Annotated in this window: 18 protein-coding genes; 10 read left to right on the top strand and 8 right to left on the bottom strand. The window is 74.9% G+C overall.

Annotated features, from left to right (window positions below; genetic code table 11):
- The first annotated feature begins 124 nt into the window (after positions 1-124).
- The 6 genes from ACIQTO_RS22810 (at position 125) to ACIQTO_RS22835 (ending at position 6514) form a co-directional block, all read left to right on the top strand.
- Positions 125-655: a hypothetical protein gene (locus tag ACIQTO_RS22810; RefSeq protein WP_402390914.1), complete on the top strand. Its 531-nt coding sequence runs from the start codon at positions 125-127 to the stop codon at positions 653-655.
- Positions 656-1030: 375 nt separating this feature from the next.
- Positions 1031-1477 (top strand): hypothetical protein, encoded by a 447-nt coding sequence (locus ACIQTO_RS22815; RefSeq protein WP_402390917.1) that lies wholly within the window; start codon positions 1031-1033, stop codon positions 1475-1477.
- A 379-nt stretch (positions 1478-1856) separates the two neighbouring features.
- Complete coding sequence (locus ACIQTO_RS22820) at positions 1857-2792, top strand: GNAT family N-acetyltransferase (RefSeq protein WP_402390918.1); 936 nt, start codon at positions 1857-1859, stop codon at positions 2790-2792.
- Positions 2793-2958: 166 nt separating this feature from the next.
- Positions 2959-4185, top strand: a complete 1227-nt coding sequence (locus ACIQTO_RS22825) for a cytochrome P450 (RefSeq protein WP_402390921.1) — start codon at positions 2959-2961, stop codon at positions 4183-4185.
- A 209-nt stretch (positions 4186-4394) separates the two neighbouring features.
- Positions 4395-5978: a hypothetical protein gene (locus ACIQTO_RS22830; RefSeq protein WP_402390924.1), complete on the top strand. Its 1584-nt coding sequence runs from the start codon at positions 4395-4397 to the stop codon at positions 5976-5978.
- A 176-nt stretch (positions 5979-6154) separates the two neighbouring features.
- Positions 6155-6514 (top strand): hypothetical protein, encoded by a 360-nt coding sequence (locus tag ACIQTO_RS22835; RefSeq protein ID WP_402390927.1) that lies wholly within the window; start codon positions 6155-6157, stop codon positions 6512-6514.
- A gap of 98 nt (positions 6515-6612) precedes the next feature.
- Here the strand turns inward: ACIQTO_RS22835 and ACIQTO_RS22840 are convergent, their stop codons facing one another.
- From ACIQTO_RS22840 to ACIQTO_RS22860, 5 genes are all read right to left on the bottom strand, one after another.
- On the bottom strand, positions 6613-6816 hold the full coding sequence (locus ACIQTO_RS22840; protein WP_402390929.1) for a response regulator transcription factor: 204 nt from the start codon (positions 6814-6816) through the stop codon (positions 6613-6615).
- Positions 6807-7136 carry a hypothetical protein gene (locus tag ACIQTO_RS22845; RefSeq protein WP_402390931.1) on the bottom strand — a complete coding sequence of 110 codons (330 nt, stop codon included), beginning with the start codon at positions 7134-7136 and terminating at the stop codon, positions 6807-6809. Before ACIQTO_RS22845 ends, ACIQTO_RS22840 begins: the two co-directional genes overlap by 10 nt.
- A gap of 230 nt (positions 7137-7366) precedes the next feature.
- Positions 7367-9001, bottom strand: a complete 1635-nt coding sequence (gene abc-f / locus ACIQTO_RS22850; protein WP_402390933.1) for a ribosomal protection-like ABC-F family protein — start codon at positions 8999-9001, stop codon at positions 7367-7369.
- Between the two features lie 124 nt (positions 9002-9125).
- Positions 9126-9260 carry a hypothetical protein gene (locus ACIQTO_RS22855; protein WP_402390936.1) on the bottom strand — a complete coding sequence of 45 codons (135 nt, stop codon included), beginning with the start codon at positions 9258-9260 and terminating at the stop codon, positions 9126-9128.
- Between the two features lie 56 nt (positions 9261-9316).
- On the bottom strand, positions 9317-9703 hold the full coding sequence (locus ACIQTO_RS22860) for a VOC family protein (protein WP_402390938.1): 387 nt from the start codon (positions 9701-9703) through the stop codon (positions 9317-9319).
- A 237-nt stretch (positions 9704-9940) separates the two neighbouring features.
- On the opposite strand from ACIQTO_RS22860, the gene ACIQTO_RS22865 reads away from it, so the two are divergent.
- From ACIQTO_RS22865 to ACIQTO_RS22875, 3 genes are all read left to right on the top strand, one after another.
- Positions 9941-11143: an MFS transporter gene (locus ACIQTO_RS22865; protein ID WP_402390941.1), complete on the top strand. Its 1203-nt coding sequence runs from the start codon at positions 9941-9943 to the stop codon at positions 11141-11143.
- Positions 11144-11429: 286 nt separating this feature from the next.
- Positions 11430-12515, top strand: coding sequence for an AI-2E family transporter (locus ACIQTO_RS22870; RefSeq protein WP_402390944.1), 1086 nt, complete (start codon positions 11430-11432; stop codon positions 12513-12515).
- Between the two features lie 261 nt (positions 12516-12776).
- Positions 12777-13952, top strand: coding sequence for a macrolide family glycosyltransferase (locus ACIQTO_RS22875; RefSeq protein ID WP_402390947.1), 1176 nt, complete (start codon positions 12777-12779; stop codon positions 13950-13952).
- Between the two features lie 140 nt (positions 13953-14092).
- Here ACIQTO_RS22875 and ACIQTO_RS22880 read toward each other — a convergent pair whose 3' ends face one another.
- On the bottom strand, positions 14093-14824 hold the full coding sequence (locus tag ACIQTO_RS22880) for a hypothetical protein (RefSeq protein ID WP_402390950.1): 732 nt from the start codon (positions 14822-14824) through the stop codon (positions 14093-14095).
- A gap of 15 nt (positions 14825-14839) precedes the next feature.
- Entirely contained in the window at positions 14840-16930 is a 2091-nt protein-coding gene (locus tag ACIQTO_RS22885; protein WP_402390952.1) for a bifunctional lysylphosphatidylglycerol flippase/synthetase MprF, read from the bottom strand.
- Between the two features lie 329 nt (positions 16931-17259).
- Here ACIQTO_RS22885 and ACIQTO_RS22890 point away from each other — a divergent pair, with 329 nt between their 5' ends.
- Positions 17260-18078: a class I SAM-dependent methyltransferase gene (locus ACIQTO_RS22890; RefSeq protein WP_402390955.1), complete on the top strand. Its 819-nt coding sequence runs from the start codon at positions 17260-17262 to the stop codon at positions 18076-18078.
- 34 nt (positions 18079-18112) lie between these two features.
- Here ACIQTO_RS22890 and ACIQTO_RS22895 read toward each other — a convergent pair whose 3' ends face one another.
- Positions 18113-18928, bottom strand: a complete 816-nt coding sequence (locus tag ACIQTO_RS22895) for a maleylpyruvate isomerase family mycothiol-dependent enzyme (RefSeq protein WP_402390958.1) — start codon at positions 18926-18928, stop codon at positions 18113-18115.
- Positions 18929-18969: the final 41 nt, after the last annotated feature.

Genomic DNA, 18969 nt, shown 5'->3' on the forward strand with positions numbered 1-18969 from the left:
GCGGCCCCTCGGCGGGCGAGCGGGCCCCGCGCCTCCTTCCTCCGATCGGCCCAGCGGACGGGCCCGGCGGCCCTGTTCGGAAACTTTGGTTGCCAGGTCCTCTAGCGGTAACTATGGTTGTCGCATGGCTTCGATTGAGATCACCCTCGAAGAGCAGGTCGGGCTGGACAAGGCCCTCCTCGACGCTCTCCATCCGCTCGCGTCGGCCATCCGCTCCCGGACGTCCGGGCTGCCCGAGGAACGGATGTGGGAGGAGGACCCGGTCGACGTCACCCTGTCCGTCCTCGCCGCCTGGAGGCTGGTGGACGCGGAGGTGAAGCGCCTGACGGCGATCGCGGCGGGAACCGCCGGCTCCTACGGCGCGAGCTACGAGCAGCTGGGCGCCGCCTGGGGCATCACCCGGCAGGGCGCGCGCAAGAAGTGGCCCGAGGCGGTCGCCCGCCCCGCGACGGGGCGGGCGGGCACCGGGCTGACGCTGTTCGGTGGAACGGCCGAGCTGGTGGCGGGTCAGGAGCCCGGCGGCTGGAGCTGGACGGCCGAGGGGGCGGACGGCACGCGCGGCGCCGCTGCCGCCGGCGCCGGGTGCGCGACCAGGGAGGAGGCCGCCGCCCACGCCGGGGCCTTCCTGGCGGAGCACGCCGCGGCGCGCGCCTGACGGTCGGGCCGGCGGGCGGCCGATGCCGGAGAGGTCCTGCATTCGGGAAGAAGCCGGTCCCGGCTCCGATCCGATGGGGAATGCGTGCCTCCGGCGGAATGCCGATTCCCGGGGCGGGACCGTTCGCGCGGGGTGGGTGGGGAAATTCGTGTCCGCCCCGGCGGCCTTCTGCTACCACTTGCACAACTCCTGTGCGGGAAAACGGAGTTCGGCGGTCGAATGATCGGCCTGAGTGGCCCGGGGGGACTTTCAGGGCTCTGGGCGGAGGGAATCGGCCAGACCGTGCGCGGGCCAACGAACGGCATAGACGGGTCAAGTTTGTTCGGGTAGGTATCTGTGCCAGGAGTTGGTGAATTCCGACGGAGGGAGCGTTCCGTGAAGAAGTGGGTCCGGCCGATCGCCGGAGCGGCGGTCCTGGCGGGTGTCCTGCCGGGCGTCGCTCAGGCGGCACCGGTGGCGCAGGGGCAGGGCGTGGTCCAGCAGATCCTCGGGGAGAAGACGTGCCCCTCGGACTCGGGCCTCTGGCAGAACGGTGACACGGGCTGCCGGGTCGCCTACAACGGATCCAACTGGTACAGCAAGGACTGGGTCGCCGTTCATCTCAACAACAACGGCCACAGCGCCTGGGTGAACGGGTACAGCGCGAGCGCCGGAACCTTCTACGTGCGGATCGTGCAGAACCGCGGACCGGCGATCGACTCGGCCCGGGTGGAGGGCGGCCAGGGCAACGGCGCCTCCGCGGGCGTCGTCTCCCGCGACCCGGGGCAGGCCACGGGGACGATCTACCTGCCCGGTGGAGGGATCATCCAGGTGAAGCTCTGAGGAGCGCGGGCGCTGTCCCGGCTCGCCCCGTCGCCCCGTCGCCCTGTCGGCTGTCCGGCGGGGCGGCGGGGCGGTTCGTGTCGGAGGGTCCGCGCGGGTCGTGAACTCCCGCTCGGTGCCTGGTGAACCGCGCCCGGACCGGCGGGAGTAATCCGGAATGCCCGGGGCCGTGGGCGTCGGCCCGGCGGCCTCGTCCTGTCGTTCGCGAATGCTGTTCAGGGGCGACCGGCCCCGGGGCTGGTGACCGAGGAGCGCGGCACCGCGGACACGCGCCGGTGTTGGTGGCCGTGGCGCCCGGTGGCGCACGTGCGGTCCGGGGCGGTGGTGCCCCGCCGAGGGGTCGTGGCTCGGTCGGCCGGCCCTATGTGATCATCGCCAAATGATCTTTCGCGCTGCCACCGCAGACCCCTCAGACCTCGACCGTGCCCTCGCCTACCCGGCCGACGGTCCCGTCCCCGCCCTGACCGCGGCGAAGATCCGCGAGGAGCTCGCGGAGAACCGGATGCGCCCCGAATGGATCTGGTTCGCCGAGGACGAGGACGGCGGGATCCTGGCCCGCGCCCTGTGGTGGGGCCGTGCCGACAGCGAGCGGCCCATCGCGCTGGACTGCCTCCAGGTCCGGGCGGGGGTGGCCGACCCGGCCGCCGTCGCGACCGCCCTGCTGGAGGCCGGCCACACCGCCTTCGGGAACCTCCCGGGCTACAACATGTCGCTGCCGCGCGGCTGGCGGGACGAGCCGGAGCTGGTCGAGGCGGTCGCCTGGCGTCGGCGGGCCGGCGAGCGGGCCGGTCTGACCCGCGCGATCGAGCGGCTCCGCTACGAGTGGACCCCGGAGGGCGGAACCGCCGAACCCACCGGGCGGCTGGTCTTCCGGGAGGGCACCGACGAGGAGTTCCTGGAGGCCTTCGTGCGCCTCTCCCGGGGCAGCCTCGATCTGGCGACCCAGAACGAGCTGCTCACCATGGATGCCGAGCAGCTGGCCCGCGAGGACTTCGACTTCTACCTGAACTGCCCCGGTGAGCGCTCGTGGTGGCGCCTTGCGGAGCTGCCGGACGGGACGCCGGCGGGGATGGCGATCCCCTCCGCGACCCCCTACCACCGCAACGTCGGCTACCTGGGCGTCGTGCCGGAGCAGCGCGGCCGGGGCCTGATCGACGAGATCCTGGGCGAGATCACCCGCTTCCACGCGGCGGCGGGCGCCGAGCGGATCACCGCGACCACGGACACCGTCAACGCGCCGATGGCCGCCGCGTTCGACCGTGCCGGTTACGAGGTCACGGAGATCCGCCTCGTCCTGGAGTGCCCGCCCCGGTAGGCCGGGGCTCCCGGGGCTCCCGGGGCGGCGCGCGCCGCCCCGGGAGCCGATTCGCGCGCCGGCCGGTCCGCCGGGAACCGTAATGGGGATCCGTCCCCGTTTACTGGTACGGTTCCGACCAGGAAACGGGGACCGCTGCCCGTTTAACCGCTGGGAGGGAACCGCCGTGCGCGCTCCGACACTTCAGGACCTGGCTCCCGACGGCCTCGACGTCACCGTCGACCCGTACCCCGTCTACGCCGCCCTGCGCGCGAAGGGACCGGTGCACCGCATCCTCGTCCCCGAGTCCGGCGAGGCCTGGCTGATCGTGACCCGTGACGAGGCCCGTGCCGCCCTGACCGACCCGCGGCTGCGCAACGACATCCGTTTCTCCGCCTCCTGGGCGGACGACGGCGGCCACGCCATCGGCCTCAACATGCTCCAGACCGACGCGCCCCAGCACACCCGCCTGCGGGCCCTCGTCGCCCGCGAGTTCACGCCGGGCCGGATCGCGGCGCTGGCCCCCCGGATCGCGAAGCTCGCCGACCACTTGCTCGACGGCCTGCTCGGCACGATGGCCGACGCGGGATCCGCCGATCTCGTCAGCGCGTTCGCGCTGCCGCTGCCGCTGACCGTCATCTGCGAGTTGCTCGGGGTGCCGGCGGCGGATCACGGCGACTTCCACGGCTGGTCCAGCGAGATCGTGGCACCCACCTCGGCCGAGGCGGCCGGCGCCGCGGTCACCGGGATGACCGCGTACTTCGCCGCCCTCATCGAGGACAAGCGGGCCCATCCCGGTGACGACCTGCTCAGCGCCCTCGTCGCCGCCGCCGCGCCCGGTGACGGGACACCCGCGGCGGGGCCGGCACCGCTGTCGCCCGAGGAACTCCTCGGCATGGCCTTCCTGTTGCTCGTCGCGGGCCACGAGACGACGGTCAACCTCATCTCGGGCGGTGTGCTCGCCCTGCTCACCCACCCCGACCAGCTCGCCGCCCTGCGCGCCGATCCGGCCCTGATCGACGGCGCGATCGAGGAGATGCTCCGGTACGACGGCCCGGTCGGCGCCGCCGCCTTCCGCTTCGCCGCCGAGGTCCTGGAGATCGGCGGCACCCGGATCGCGGCCGGCGACTCCGTCCTGGTCTCGCTGGCCGCCGCGTCCCGGGACCCGCGCCACTTCCCCGACCCCGACCGGTTCGACATCCGGCGCAAGCCGGCCGGCCAGCTCGGCTTCGGTCACGGGATCCACCACTGCCTCGGTGCCCCGCTGGCCCGCACCGAGGCCGCGACGGCCGTCCGGGCCCTCCTCGCACGCTGCCCCGACCTCGCCCTGGCGGCCGACCCGGCCGGTCTGGAGCGCCGGCCGAGCGTGCTGCTCAGGGGGGTGCGCAGCCTGCCGGTGCGCATCGCCGGGTGAAGGGGCGCGGGTCGCGGGCCGGTACGGGGCGGGAGCGCCGCCCGACGGTGGACCCGGCCCGGAGCCGGACGTTCGTACCGCTCGGCCTCGCGACCGAATCGCTGACGCTCCGTCATGATCCACGCCAGGCAAGGCTGGTGCCCGGATCCGGTATCCCGGCGTGACCTGTCGGTGGCGTGCCGGTGTCCTGGGCGGGGGAGACTCGGGGCATGCGCGGACTGGGGGAGTGGGGAGAGGTTCGGGCGGTCGTCCGCTGGGCGGGGCATCCGGGGACGTCGGGTGCGGTGGCGGTGCTGCTGTTCAACGACCATGTCGGCAAGCGGATGTGGCCGGGCGCGGTGACCGGCAAGGCCAGTGACCTGGCGTGGATGCTGGTCTCGCCGGTGGTCCTGGCGCTGGTGCTGACCCCGCTGCTGCGGCTTCGCGGCGACTGGCCGGCGATCGTCGGGCTGGCCGGCACGGCGGTGATGTTCGCCGTGGCGAAGTCCGGCCCCGCGGGCGGCGAACTCGCCTCCGCGGTCTGGTCGTGGAGCGGTGTGCCGAGCCGGATCCAGGGGGACCGGAGCGACCTGGTGGCCCTGCCCGCGCTCGGGATCGCCTGGTGGCTGTGGACCCGGGCGCGTACGACACGGAGGTCGTGGCAGTGGGCGGCCGTCGCGGGGGTGCCGCTGGCCGTGGTCGCGATGGTGGCCACCTCCACCATCAACCCGCCCTCTGCCAGGCTGTGGATCAACGGGAAGCAGCCGGTCCTGGACACCCGGGACGACCGGTGGACGTCGCAGGACGGCGGTGCGACCTGGACTTCGCTGAAACGCCACCGCTACGACAAGTCCGGCCCGGCGGAGTATCGGCCACAGGACGGACACTGCGTGACCGGCACCCTCGTGCGCTGTTTCCGTCTGCTCGACTCCAGTGTGCCGATCGAGGTCAGTGAGGACGGCGGCCTGACCTGGCGGACCGCCTTCGACCCGGGGGTTCCGTGGCGCGAGCGGCTGCTCCCGACGCCGACTCCGACGCCGCCCGCGGAAGGAGCGGTCGACACGGACCCGGCCGCGCCCGCGCCGTCCGCGCCGACCCCGTCCGAGTCACCGAGCGGGAACAGGTACCAGTACCCCGCCCAGCTGCTCGTCGTCGTGGCGCCGGAGGGGTGGGCGGTGCTGGCCCACTATCCCGGTCTGGGTCTGGTGCGCGGTACGCCCGACGGCAGCTGGTCGTTCCAGGGCTACCCCGTCCGCGGGCCTGTCGTCGTCCCCGAGCAGACCCGACCCTGGGCCCTGGGCCTGCCCGTGGCGGTAGCCGCCGGCTTCGCGGGCGTGCTGGCGGCCACCGCCACCCGGCTGATGCGCGCCACCCGACCCGCCGGCCGCCGGCGGGAGCTTCTGCTCCTGGCGCTCCGTCAGGGGATCTGCCTGCTGTGGGTACGGCTCGCGGCCTGGCTCTGCGGCGGCGACCTGCTGTGGAAGGTGCCCGGGGTGCTGCCCGCGGCCGTTCTGACGCTGGGGCTGTTGCCGATGCTGTGGTTCCTGAGGCGCGGCCCGGGGCCGTCCGGACGCTCGGCGCTCACCCTGTCCGTCCTCGGCGCGGGGTTCGGCGCGGTGGCGTTGCTGCCCTACCTCCAGTGGGCGGCGGGCCGGGTGGCCGCCTGGTCGCAGGCCTCGGACTGGGCCTTTCTCGGTGCCCTGGCCGCCACGGCCGCCGGCATCGCCGTCGGGTGGCGCGGGCCCGGCCGCCCGCCCGCGCCGGCGCCGCGCCCGGACACGGCCGGTGCGGTCGGCCGAGGGACGGAGCGGTAACCGCGTCAGCGGCGCTGTCGGATGTCCGCGGTCGCCGTAGCGCGCTCTCCGGGCCCGAGTCCCGCGCCTGCTAGCCTCCTCCGGACATCGTCCGGGGGAGGGGTGGGGCTTTGACCGGGAGGTCGGCAAGGCGGCGTCGGGTTCGGGACGGTGCGGTCTGTGCCGGGGTGGCCCTGGTGACGGGGGGTGCGGTGGCGGCGGTCTTCGGGTGGCCGTTCGGTGGACACCCCGACCTGCCCGACCCGGTCGGGCGCTGGGCGAACGGTGCCGTGAGCGTGGAACTGCTGCCGGGCGGTGGCCTCGGGGTCGCGACGGTGCCGGTGAGCGTCTGCGCCAGTGAGGCGGCGGACGCGTCCGCCACCGTCGCCCTGCGGAGCGGCACGTGGACGGCGATGTGGGAGTCCGACGCGGGGTACCTGGTCGTCGTCGAGGCGGTCCGCTCCGACAACGGCGCCGGTTGCTCGATCTGGCTCGGCCGATCGGCCGACTCCCTCTGGATGCCGACACGGCGGGGAATCGACCTGACGAGGGTGTGAACCGGGGGCAGGGCGCCCCGTGCCGTCCGGTCGCCCTCACCCGGCCGTCGGCCTTCGGGGGAGGCCGGAGCGGCCGGGTGACCCGGTGCGGGCCGGCGTCAGGGTGCGGCGGGGTGGTGGTCCGTCCTGCTGAGGGCGTCGCGCAGGGCGGCGCGGGTGGTGATGCCCAGCTTGGGGAAGACGCGGTAGAGGTGGGCGCCGACCGTACGGGGGGACAGGCGGATCCGCTCGCCGATCTCCTTGTTCGTCAGGCCGCCGGCGGCCAGTTCGGCGACCCGGAACTCCTGCCACGTCAGCGGCACCGCGGTGGGCACCGGGGTGGGGGCGCGACCCCGGCGGCCCGCAGTTCGGCCTTGGCCCGCGTGGCCCACGCGGTGGCGCCGAGCCGCTCGAACGTCTCGGCCGGCGGGGTGAGGACCGGGCGGGCCGCCGCGCCGCCCTGGGCGCGGCGCACCCGCATGCCGTGCGCCAGGCGGATCCGCGCCAGCTCGAACGGGAACCGTTCGGTAGCCGGGTGGGACTGGGCGCGGGCGTACATCTCCGCCGCCTCCCCGTCGTCGTCGGCCGTCATCGCCAGGGCCCCGTGGGTGATCAGGGCGAGGCGCGGGGAGAGGTCGGGCAAGCCGGTGTCCCGTGCGGCCGGCGCGTGGGCCCGGGCCTGATCGGCGCGCCCGGTGTGCAGGTCCGCAACACCCTGCTCGGCGACGTGAGCCGCCACCTGCGCCGGGCCGCCCTGCCCGGATAGCCCCGCACCCGGGTAGCCCCGTCCCCGGACCGCGACTGCCGGGGGTAGCCCCGCCGGCGCGGAGTCCCGGGCCGGGCCGGGACGCGCGCTGCGGCTCACGCTGCGGCTCAGACCACGGGGGCCCCCGTCTCCCGCAGCGCCCCGTCGGCGAGCCGCAGCCAGCGGTCGACGCCGATCGCGGCGAGGAACCGCTCGTCGTGGCTGACCACCACGAAGGCGCCCCGGTACGAGTTGAGCGCGCTCTCCAACTGGCCCGCGCTGACCAGGTCGAGGTTGTTGGTCGGCTCGTCGAGCAGCAGCAGCTGTGGGGCCGGCTCGGCGCACAGCACGCAGGCCAGGGTGGCGCGCAGCCGCTCGCCGCCGGAGAGCACCCCGACCGGCAGGTGGGCCCGGGCGCCGCGGAAGAGGAAGCGGGCGAGCAGGTTCATCCGCTCCGCCTCGGGCCGCTCGGGGGCGAACGCGGCGAAGTTCTCCGCCACCGTGCGGTCCAGGTCCAGCAGGTCGAGGCGCTGGGAGAGGTAGGCGGTCCGGCCGTCGTTGCGGGTGATCCGGCCGTCGTCCGGGGCGAGGTCCCCGGTGACCAGGCGCAGCAGGGTGGACTTCCCCGCGCCGTTGGGGCCGGTCAGCGCGATGCGCTCGGGGCCGCGGACGCTCAGGTCGACGCCGTCGTCGGCGAACACGGCGCGTGCGCCGTGGCGTACCTGCATCCCCTCGCCGAGGAAGAGGTTGCGACCGGCGGGCACCTGGGTGTCGGGCAGGTCCAGGGAGAGGCGCTGCTCCTCGCGCAGGGCGCGGCCGGCCTCGTCGAGCCGGGCCTTGGCCTCGCCGACCCGGTCCGCGTGCACCTGGCCCGCCCGGCCCGCGGACTCCTGCGCGCCGCGCTTCATGGTGCCGGCGAAGATGCGGGGCAGGCCGGCGCTCTTGAGGTTGCGGGCGGCATTGCTCGCGCGGCGGTCGGCGCGTTCGCGGGCCTGCTGCAACTCCCGCTTCTCCCGCTTCAGTTCCTGCTCGGCGTTGCGGATGTTCTTCTCGGCGACCTCCTGCTCGGCCCGGACGGCCTCCTCGTACGCGGTGAAGTTGCCGCCGTAGAAGCGGAGTTCGCCGCTGCTGAGCTCGGCGATGTGGCTCATGCGATCGAGCAGCGCGCGGTCGTGGCTGACCAGCAGCAGGCAGCCGTTGAAGTCCGCCAGCACGTCGTAGAGCTTGTGCCGGGCCTCCGTGTCGAGGTTGTTGGTCGGTTCGTCGAGCAGCAACACGTCCGGCCGCCCGAGGAGTTGGGCGGCGAGGCCGAGCGAGACGATCTGGCCGCCACTGAGCGTGCCCAGGCTGCGGTCCAGGGCGAGGTGCCCCAGGCCGAGCCGGTCGAGCTGGGCGCGGGTGCGCTCCTCGATGTCCCAGTCGTCGCCGATGGCGGTGAAGTGCCGCTCGTCGACGTCGCCGGACTCCACGGCGTCGATGGCCCGGACGATGTCGGCGACGCCGAGCACCTCGGCGACCGTGAGGCCGGCGGTCAGGGGGAGGCTCTGGCGCAGGTGGCCCAGTTTGCCGGTCACCGTGAACGAGCCCTTCGAGGGCTGGAGTTCGCCGGCGATGAGCTTGAGCAGGGTGCTCTTGCCGGAGCCGTTGGGGGCGACCAGGCCGGTCCGGCCGGCGGGCAGGGTGAAGGACAGGTCGTGGAAGACCGGGGTGTCGTCCGGCCAGGCGAAGGAGACGTTCGCGCAGACGACGGCGGCATCGGACATGGAGGTGACCTCGAAGGAGACTGAGGGCAGGACGGAGAGTTCTGCCCTGGGCAGATACGGGAAAGGGGTACGACGAAACGGACCACTTGGGCTGCGGCGCTCCTGAAGCACCGGCCGGTGGCCGTCAGATCCGGATCTCACCCGGAGATGTCGTCGTCACCCGCCACGTCTGCCACTCCTCGATCACACGAATTTCAGGTCGTACGCAGCGTAACAGGTGATGCTCGCCGTCCGTCGGCATTTCCAGCGGGCCTGCCACGGCGGCTCCTTGGGGCGGCCGGACCGCGGCCCGGCCGCCTCGCGAGCCCCCGGCCGCTACCTCCGGTGCACGAGCTGGATCAGGTTGCCGCAGGTGTCGTCCAGCACCGCGGTGGTGACCGGTCCCATGTCCCGCGGCTCCTGGGTGAAGCGCACCCCGAGCCCGCTCAGCCGCTCGAACTCCGCCCGGACGTCGTCCACGGCGAAGGAGGCGGCCGGGATGCCGTCCTCCACCAGCGCCGTCTTGTACGGCCGCACCGCACGATGGCCGTCGGGCTCCAGCAGCAGCTCCGTCCCGTCCCGGTCGTCCGGCGAGACCACGGTCAGCCACCGGTCCTTGCCCAGCGGCACTTCGGTCTTCTTCACGAAGCCCAGCACGTCGGTGTAGAAGCGCAGGGCCTTGTCCTGGTCGTCGACGAAGACGCTGGACAGGTGAATCCTCATGGTGTGCTCTCCGGTGCGTCGGGCCTGAGCGACCGGTGCGCGATCCGCTCAAGGGGTTCGGGGTCAGGACGTCGGATCCTGGGGCGCCGTGACGGGCCGGTCCCGAGTATTCCGGAACGGCCGGGAGCCGGCAGGCCGGGAGGGCGGCCCGCCCCGCCCCCGACCGGTCGCGGCCATTCGGCGCAGCCCCGCCCGCGCGTCGCGAGGTCGGCGCGAGCGGGCGCCTACGGTGGGCGGATGACCGATCGTCGGAACGCGCGGCCCGCCGCCGGCCGGCTGGGCTACCTCGGGGCCGCCGCCGCCTTCGCCGTCTGCATGGCGGGCACCACCCTGCCCACCCCGCTGTACGGGCGGTACCAGGAGGAGATCGGCTTCTCCGAACTGATGGTGACGGTGGTGTTCGCCGTCTACGCCTTCGGCGTGATCGGCGTGCTGCTGTTCGTCGGCAACGTCTCCGACTCCGTCGGCCGCCGGCCGGTCCTGCTCTGCGGCCTGGCCCTCGCGGCCTGCAGCGCGGTCGCCTTCCTGGCCGAGGGCGGCCTGCCGCTGCTCTGCCTGGGCCGCCTGCTGTCCGGCCTGTCGGCGGGTCTGTTCACCGGCGCCGCCACCGCGTACGTGCTGGAGCTCGCCCCACCCGGGCGGCAGGCCCGGGCCGGTTTCGTGGCGACCGCCGCCAACATGGGGGGCCTGGGCTGCGGACCGCTGCTGTCGGGGCTGCTCGCCGAGTACGCGCCCGACGCCCTGGTGCTGCCGTTCGTCGTGCACCTGGCACTGCTCGCCGCGTCGTTCACGGTCATGTGGTTCCTCCCGGAGACCGTCGACGGGGCCCGGCCGCTGCGCAGCGCCCGGCCGCGGCGGCTGTCGGTGCCGCCGGAGGTCCGCGGGGTGTTCGTGCCGGCCGGGCTCGCCGCCTTCGCCGGCTTCTCGCTGCTGGGTGTCTTCACCTCGGTCAGCCCGGCCTTCCTGGCCGAGAGCCTGGGCGTGCACAACTCCGCGGTCGTCGGCCTGATCGTGTTCACGGCCTTCTTCTCCTCGACGCTCGGCCAGCTCCTGGTGCCTCGCCTGGGCACCGCGCGGGCGATCCCGCTGGGCTGCCTGGTGCTCATCGCCGGGCTGGCCCTGCTGGCCGCCTCGCTCGCCCGGACCACCCTCCCGCCGCTGGTGCTCAGTGCCGTGGTGGGCGGCGCGGGCCAGGGCATGGGCCTGCGCGGCGCGGTGGGCGAGATCGCCGCCGCCGCTCGCGCCGAGCACCGCGGTGGCGCCCTCTCCGCGCTCTTCGTGGTCGCCTACTTCGGCATCTCGATCCCCGTCATCGGGATCGGCCTGCTCGCCGAGCCACTGGGCCTGGCCGACGCGGGCCTGGTCTTCGCCGCCTGCATGGCCCTGCTCGCCGCCTTCGCCGCGGTCTACCTGCTGCGCCGGGCCCGCTCCGGCGGGTGACCGGCCGGGGCCCGCCGGCCGGGCGGTCCGTCGCTGCGGGGCCGGCCGGCGCCGGGGCCCACCGGTGCGGGGGTGCTCGGCCTGCGGGGCCGTCGGCGCGGGAACCGCCCGTGCGGCACTCCACCCGCTATCCAGGATCCATGGCGCCTTCGCACCCCAGCAGTCCCCGGTCCCACGGCCGGCCCCCGACACCGGGCGGCCGCACGCCCTCCGGCGGTGCCGGGCACGGCGGACCGGTCCCCGTACCCGCGGCCGGGGCGGGGTGCGCGGCGGACGGCGGCGCGGTATGCGGGTGAGACGGCCCGGGCCCCGCCGGCCGGGCTCCGGGGCGGACCGGGCCGGCGCGGGCCCGGCACTGCGCCGGCTCTCCGACTACACGTGGCGGCTGCTCGTCGTCTCGGTGGCCGGGTACCTGGTGCTGACGGTGCTGGGGCAGTTCCACCTGATCACGCTGGCCGCCTTCCTCGCCCTGGTGATCACCTCGGTGGTCCGGCCCGTGGTCGACCTGGCCGACCGGGTCGTCCCCCGCCCGCTCGCCGTCCTGATCGGCCTGGCGGTGGCGATCCTGCTGCCGGCCGGGCTGCTCGCCCTGATCGGCGAGAACGTGGCGGACGACGTGTCGCGCGTGGCCGGCCAGTTCCAGGGCGGCCTGGACCGGCTGGAGAAGCTGCTCGAAGGAGCCCCGTTCCGCCTCGACCCGACGGCCTTCGACGACCTCCAGCACAAGATCTCCGACTTCGCCTCCGACCACCGCTCGACGCTGATCAGCACGGTCGTCAGCGGTGCCCACCGGGCGTTCGAGGTGGTGACCGGCGGCGCGCTGGCCCTCTTCATGTCGGTGTTCTTCCTGCACTCCGGGGAGCGGATGTGGCGGTGGACCGCCGCCCAGCTGCCGCCCGCCGCGGCCGATCACCTCGACCGGGGCGGCCGGGCGGCCTGGCGGACCTTCGCCGGCTACACCCGGGGCATCTTCGTCGTCGCGGGGGGCAACGCGATCATGGTCGGTATCGCCCTGTTCTTCCTCGGCGTGCCGCTCGCGCTGCCGCTGACCGTGCTGGAGTTCCTGGCCTCCTTCGTCCCGCTGGTCGGCTCGCCGGTCGCGATGCTGGTCGCCTCGCTGGTGGCGCTGGCCGCCAAGGGGCCGGTGACCGCGATCGTGGTACTGCTGCTGATCGTGGTGATCGGCCAGATCGAGGGCCATCTGCTCCACCCGCTGGTGATGAGCCGGGCGGTCAGCCTGCACCCGGTGGTGGTCGCGGTCGCGGTCCTCGCGGGCAGCATCGCGGCCGGGGTGATCGGCGCCGTGGTCGCGGTGCCCGCCGTCTCGGTGGTCTGGTCGGTCTACACCGAGCTGCGGCGCCCGGTCGGGTGACGCGCGCCGGCGTCACCCGACCGGGCTCCGTGCCCGTCGCACCGGCCGCCGGGAAATCGCCGTGCGCGGCGGCCCGGCGGCGGGCTAGAGTCCCGGGCATGTGCTTCCACCAGATCTACGGCTGACACCGGCGGGGCGGGCCCCCGCCCTCCTCGCGCACACCCCTGTGACGCCCCGGCGGCGTGGCTTCCCGCCGCGACGGCGGGCGCCCGGGTGCGCCGTGTCCTCCTCCCCGTAGACCTGAAACGAGTGTGATCCGCCATGTCCCGTCGCCGTGCCCATATCGCGATGGTCGGCATTCCCGCCGTCAGCCACGTCCTGCCCAGCCTTGAGATCATCCGCGAGCTGGTGGCCCGCGGCCATCGGGTGACCTACGCCAACGACCCGGCGGTCAACGGCCTGATCTCGCCCACCGGCGCCGAACTCGTCCGCTGCGCCTCCGTGCTGCCGGTCGCCGACAACAACTGGCCCGACGACGCCGTCGCCGCGATGGACCTGTTCCTCGACAACGCCGTCCAGGCCCTCCCGCAACTGCGCGCCGCGTACGACCGCGACCCCGCGGACCTGTATCTGTACGACATCGGTGCCTACGCCGCCCGTGCCCTGGCCGAGGCACAGGACCGGCCCGTGCTGCAGCTGTCCCCGACCTTCGTGGCCTGGCAGGGGTACGAACAGGAGGTGGCCGTCCACCTGCGGCAGCTGCCGGGCGCCGACGCCCACCGGGCGAAGTTCGCCGGGTGGCTGGCCGGGTGCGGTGCGTCCACCACCGACGTGGACGCGTTCTCCGGCCGCCCGGCCCGGGCCCTGGCCCTGATCCCCCGAACGATGCAACCGCACGCGGACCGGGTCGACCCCGACGTGGTGACCTTCGTCGGCGCCTGCCGCGGCCCGCGCGGGGGCGAGGACGGCTGGACGCGTCCGGCCGGTGCCGGGAACGTCCTGCTGATCTCCCTGGGCTCGGCGTACACCCGGCAGCCGGAGTTCTACCGCGGGTGCCTGGCGGCCTTCGGCGACCGGCCGGGCTGGCACGTGGTGCTCCAGATCGGGAAGTACACCGACGTGCGGGAGCTGGGCGGCGTCCCGTCCAACGTCGAGGTGCATTCCTGGGTGCCCCAGCGGGCGGTCCTCGAACAGGCCGACGCCTTCGTCACCCATGCCGGTATGGGCGGCTGCGGCGAAGGGCTGCTGGCCGGGGTGCCGATGATCGCCGTCCCGCAGGCCGCCGAACAGTTCGTCAACGCCGACCGGCTGGTGGAGTTGGGCGTGGCCCGCCGCATCGACACCGCTGATGCCACGGCCGAGGCCCTGTGGACCGCGCTGAGTGAACTCGTCGCGGACCCGGAGGTCACCCGCCGTTCGGCACGACTGCGGGCCGAGGCGCGGGCCGAGGGCGGCACCGCGCAGGCCGCCGACCTGATCGAGCGCATGCTGGACTGATCCCCAGCCGCCCCGGACGGGGAGGTGGGCAGCCCCAGGCTCCGGCCCCCCAGGCTCCGGCCCCCCTGCTCCGGCCCCCAGGCTCCGGCCCCCCGGCCGGGACCCTGCCGGCGACCGCGGGCCCAGCGGTCGCCGGCAGGTCAGCGGTGCGGGGTGCCGCCGACGAAGTCCTTGAGGGCGTCGAGGCGGGTCCGGCGGTCGGGCGGGTAGCGGCGCAGGGCGCGTGCGGCCTTGCGTGAGCCCGGGCGGTAGCGCCAGCGCGCCCAGGGGGAGTCCGGTTTGGCCAGCCGCAGGACGCCGACCAGCCCGACCACGAGGGGGACCAGCAGGCCGATCACCCCGAGCGCCGTCTTGCCCTTGAGGATCGTGCCGACGCACAGGGCCAGGTTGACGAGCATCAGCCCGGCGAAGACCGCCTGGTCGGCGGCGCCGTGGCCGATGTCGGAGAACGGGTTGAACCCGGCGACCAGCAGCAGGCCGACCCCCACCGCGAGGAACGCCGCGTCGACGGACTTGCGGCCCTCCTTCGCCCAGTAGACGTCCTCCAGATGCAGCCAGAGCGCGAACTCGTCCACGGTCAGCGCGCCGCCCGCGCCGAACAGCACGGCCAGGATCTGCGCCCCGGGGGTGCCCGGCCGGTACGAGAACTCGATCGCGCCCGCCACCAGCATCGCGAGGATGCCGTACACCTGGTGGTGCACATGGGTGCCGCCGACCGCGACGTCGCGGAACGGCCCGCGGCCCGCCCTGATCAGCCGGGTGACCACCCTGGTGCCGGTGAAGGTCAGGACGAACGCGCCGAGCATCCAGAGCCCGAGACCCTGGTTGGGGACGGTGATGACCACGTCGACCTCGACTGCCGCGCCCCGCACGGTGGGTCCGCCCCGTCAGCCGTGGTGCGCGGGGACCCGGAGCAGGTCGCGCACCGTCGCGGAGGGCAGGTAGCAGCGCAGCAGCGACAGGCCGATCCGCGGCAGGTCGGCCTCGTCGCGGTAGAGCAGGAACATCGGCTCGTAGTGCGGTTGGAACTTCGCCTTGAAGGAGTGCAGCGAGCGGAAGCCGTAGTACGGCTCCATCGCCGCGCCCAACTGGTCGAGGATCCGGTCCAGCACGGTGGGCGCCCGGGCGGGGCCGGTGCGGGCCAGTGGCGCGCCGGAGAGCGAGAGGTAGCCCGCGCCCTCGTCCCGCAGGGCCAGGCAACTGGAGGCGATCATGAACTCGACCACCGGCCGGAACCCGTCGCGGCGCCGGCGCATCATGTCCAGGGTCCAGCCCCGCGGTACTCCGTCCGTGCCGTACACCGGCATCCACGACGTCACACCGTGGAGGTGCTCCTCGCCCTCCAGGGCCAGCCCGACCCGCATCCGGGGATCCATCGCCTCCTCCACTCCACCGAGGGTGAACCCCATCTCCGGCAGACCCATGTCGCCGACCCACTCCTCGGAGATGCCGCGGACCTGGGACAGGATCGGGCGCGGCTGCTCGGCGAGCGAGACGAGCCGGTACTCGACGCCGTCCTTCCTGGCGCGGTTCAGGGCGGTGCGCACGTCCTGCCAGGCCTTGCCGCGGAACTCCAGGTCCGGCAGGTCGATCACGGTGTCCTCGGCGACCTGGACGGACCGCCAGCCCAGCGCGTCGGTGGTCCCGGCGGCCCGGGCGGTGGCGGAGAACAGGCACGGGACCAGCCCCGCGCGGTCGCACATCTCGGCGAAGCGGGTGATCGTCCGGGCCCGGTCGGCCTCCGCGCCCACCGGATCGCCCAGGGCGACGGCGACGCCGGCGTGCGCCCGGTAGGCGACGTAGCTCCCGCCGTCGTCGGCGGGGAAGAAGTAGGAGTTGTCCGGCCAGGTGGTCATCCAGGACAGGTTCTCCCCGCCCCGGTGCACGAGCAGGTCCGCGGCCCGGCCGCGGGGGTCCTGGTCCGCCGGCGTCGCGGCCGCCGGTGGCCGGCTGCCCGGCACGGGGGCCCGGCCGCGCGGTCGCCGCGCCCGGAACGCGTCCCGGCCGGCGATCAGCACCACCAGCTCGGCGGTCCAGAGCACGGAGGTGGGGACGAACACCGCCGCGCCCGTGACGGTGACCTGTTCGTCGAGGGCCTTGCCGATCACGTACGCGACCGCCACGAACAGGCCCAGCAGCGCGTTCAGCGCGCAGAGCAGCACCGTCCAGCGCCAGGCGGTGCGCCGGCCCCGGCGCAGCCCGTTGACCAGGAGGGCGATGACCGCCAGCGACAGCAGGACCTGCCAGCCCGGTCCGCCCAGTCCCCTGGTCTCGCCGACCGGGCCGTGGCCCGGCACCAGCCAGACGACCAGCAGGATCGCCGCGATCAGGACCAGACCGGCCACCGCCAGCAGCCGCCACTCCCGGCGGCTGAGCCGGCCGGAGGTCCGGGCCGCTCCCGGCACCCGCAGCCAGTGGGTCGCCGCCAGCCCGCCGGCGACCGCCAGCGCGTGCTCCAGATCGTCCAGCCCTCCGACGTACAGCAGGGACACGCCCGCGTAGGCGGCCAGGCCCAGCCGCAGCCGCTGGCGCCACGGTGAGGCCAGGGCCGCCGAGGCCACCGCGCCCGCGCAGAGCACGCCCGCCGAGATGCCGACGTCGACATCGCCGGCGAGGTCCTTCGCCCAGGTCCACGCGGTGTGCCGCAGGGCGAACAGCAGCAGGGCGGCCAGCAGCACGGCGCCGAGCTGGCCGGCGACCGTCACCGCGGCGGTCCAGCGGGTCCCGATCCGGGCCTCCGCGAGACCGCACAGCAGGACGACGCCGACGAGCACCGGGAGGTAGCCGATCGGCGTCGCGCAGAACAGCGGTCCGGTGGCCAGGGTCCACCAGCGCCCGTGCTCGAACGACGGCAGGCCGTACGCGACGTCCGGGTACCAGGACCGGTCGGACACCGCGTCCCACAACCCGCCGACGCCCAGTCCCAGCAGCAGGATCACGGCGGCGGTGGCGGCTGTGAAGGGGAAGCGGCGTAACACCGCCGCGACCGCGGGCAGGGCGTCGCGCCGCCGTCGCGGCTCTGATTCTCCCGGCACCTCGCACCTCCGCACGGTGTGGCCGACCTCGCCCCCACCTCGGGCCCGGAGCCTCCTCGCTCAGCGTATCGGGATTCGGCGGCCGGGGCCGGGCGAGCCCGTCGGCCGCCGTGCGGCGCTGCCGGCCGGTGGCCCCGGCCGGCCGGGGCGACGGGGCGCCCGGGCCTCGCTAGGCTGGGCGGAGCCCGCGGCGCAGGTCGCGGCCGGTCGCGGCGAGCCTGCCGTCCGCGGTCGGACGGGGGCGCCCGGACGGCGTGACGGGAGGACGACCGATGCCCATCGACCCGGTGGCGCCGGGCCCGGCCGGAGCCGACGGCGGGTACGGGGAGTCGCTCTTCGAGCCGTGGCAGCCCGGCGAGGGCGAGCGCATCGACCTCGGCTCCCTCGCCTACGACCACATCACCCGGGCCCGGCTGCGCGCCCTCGGGGTCGGCCCCGAGGTCCGCTGCTGCGACGTGGGGGCCGGCACCGGGACCGTGGCGCGCTGGCTGGCGACGGCCGGCGGGGCCGCCGAGGTGCTCGCCGTCGACCGGGACACCCGCTTCGTCGACCCGTACGCGGGTGGCGCGCTGCGCACGCTCACCGCCGACATCGCCGCGCCGGACTTCGACCCCGGCCGCTTCGACCTGGTGCACGCGCGCTTCGTGCTGATGCACCTGCCGGAGCGGCACCGGGTGATGGCCCGGTTGCGGGACCTCCTCGCCCCGGGCGGTTGCCTCGTCCTGGGGGACCCGGTCGACCTCACCGCGGCCGGCCCGCCCGACACCCCGTACCGGCGTGCGATGCGGGCGATGTGGCGCGCCCTGGGGGCGTCCATCGGCACCGACATCAGCTGGACGCCCGACTACCCGCGGCTGCTGCGCGAACTCGGGCTGACCGGGGTCGGCGCGGAGGTCTTCGTCCCCGCCCTGGTCCCGGACGCCCCGATCACCGCGTTCTGGCTGGACACCTGGGACCGCACCCGCGCGGGCATGCTCGCCACCGGCCTCGTCGACGCGGGAGTCCTCGACGAGGCCCGCGCGGCACTGCTCTCGGGTACCGTCGCCGACCTCTCGCCCGGCCTGGTCACCGCCTGGGGACGGCTGCCCTGAGCCACCCGGCGCCGGGTGGCGGCCGGAGACGGTCTCAGGGCGCGTTGAACAGCAGCGGGAACCCCAGGGCCAGCCAGGGCTTGCGGCCCCAGGCGAGCACCTTGCCGCGGGCCAGCACGGCGAACGGGTTGCACCGGCCCAGGGCGAGCAGCAGGAAGGTCACCGGCTCGGTGAGGATCGTGCAGTCGGGCTGCGGCACCGGTCCGGGGGAGACGGTGGCGACGCCGTCGCGGAAGGTCACCGTGAAGCGGGCACCGCCGCGCACCCGCAGGTCGTAGCGGGCCGAGTGGCCGGCGGCGGACCCGGCGTCGACCACCCTGGGCATGGCGGTCATCAGGAACGGCACGGTCAGGGCCACCCGGTGGCGGTCGACCATGTGCGGCCGCCGCAGCGCGAGGGCCAGGTCGTAGCCGTGGCCGAGCATGTGGGTGAGCAGGTACGAGGCCAGCGTGGCGAGGTCCATCGGCCCGAGCGGGGTCAGCGCCGGGGCCGACGCCGGCCGTCCGGCACAGGCCGTGGTGAAGGCGCGGGCGTGCCGGACGATCTCCCCGGCGAGGACCGTCGCGTCACGTTCGGGGAAGGCGGCCAGCGAGGCCGCGTTGGCCTCGGCCAGGCCGTCCGGTGTCCCGTCCCCGTAACCGCGCCGCTCACCGCCGGCCAGCGCGGCCATCAGTTCGTTGGCCAGCGCGAGGTGGGCCGCGGCCTCGCCCACGGTCCACCGGGCGCCGGGGATCGGCCGGCCGCTGTCGGGGCGGTCGCGGAGCAGCGCCGCGATGTCCTCGGCCACGCCGAGGACGGCGTCGAGGAGAGCGGCGGGCACGGCGTCCCGGGGGGCCTGGGCAGGGGTCATGGAGGTGAATCGTGGACCAGGCGGGCCCGGCTGTCCAGGGC

The sequence above is a fragment of the Kitasatospora sp. NPDC091207 genome, from assembly GCF_044768625.1.
In the GTDB taxonomy this organism is placed as follows: domain Bacteria; phylum Actinomycetota; class Actinomycetes; order Streptomycetales; family Streptomycetaceae; genus Kitasatospora.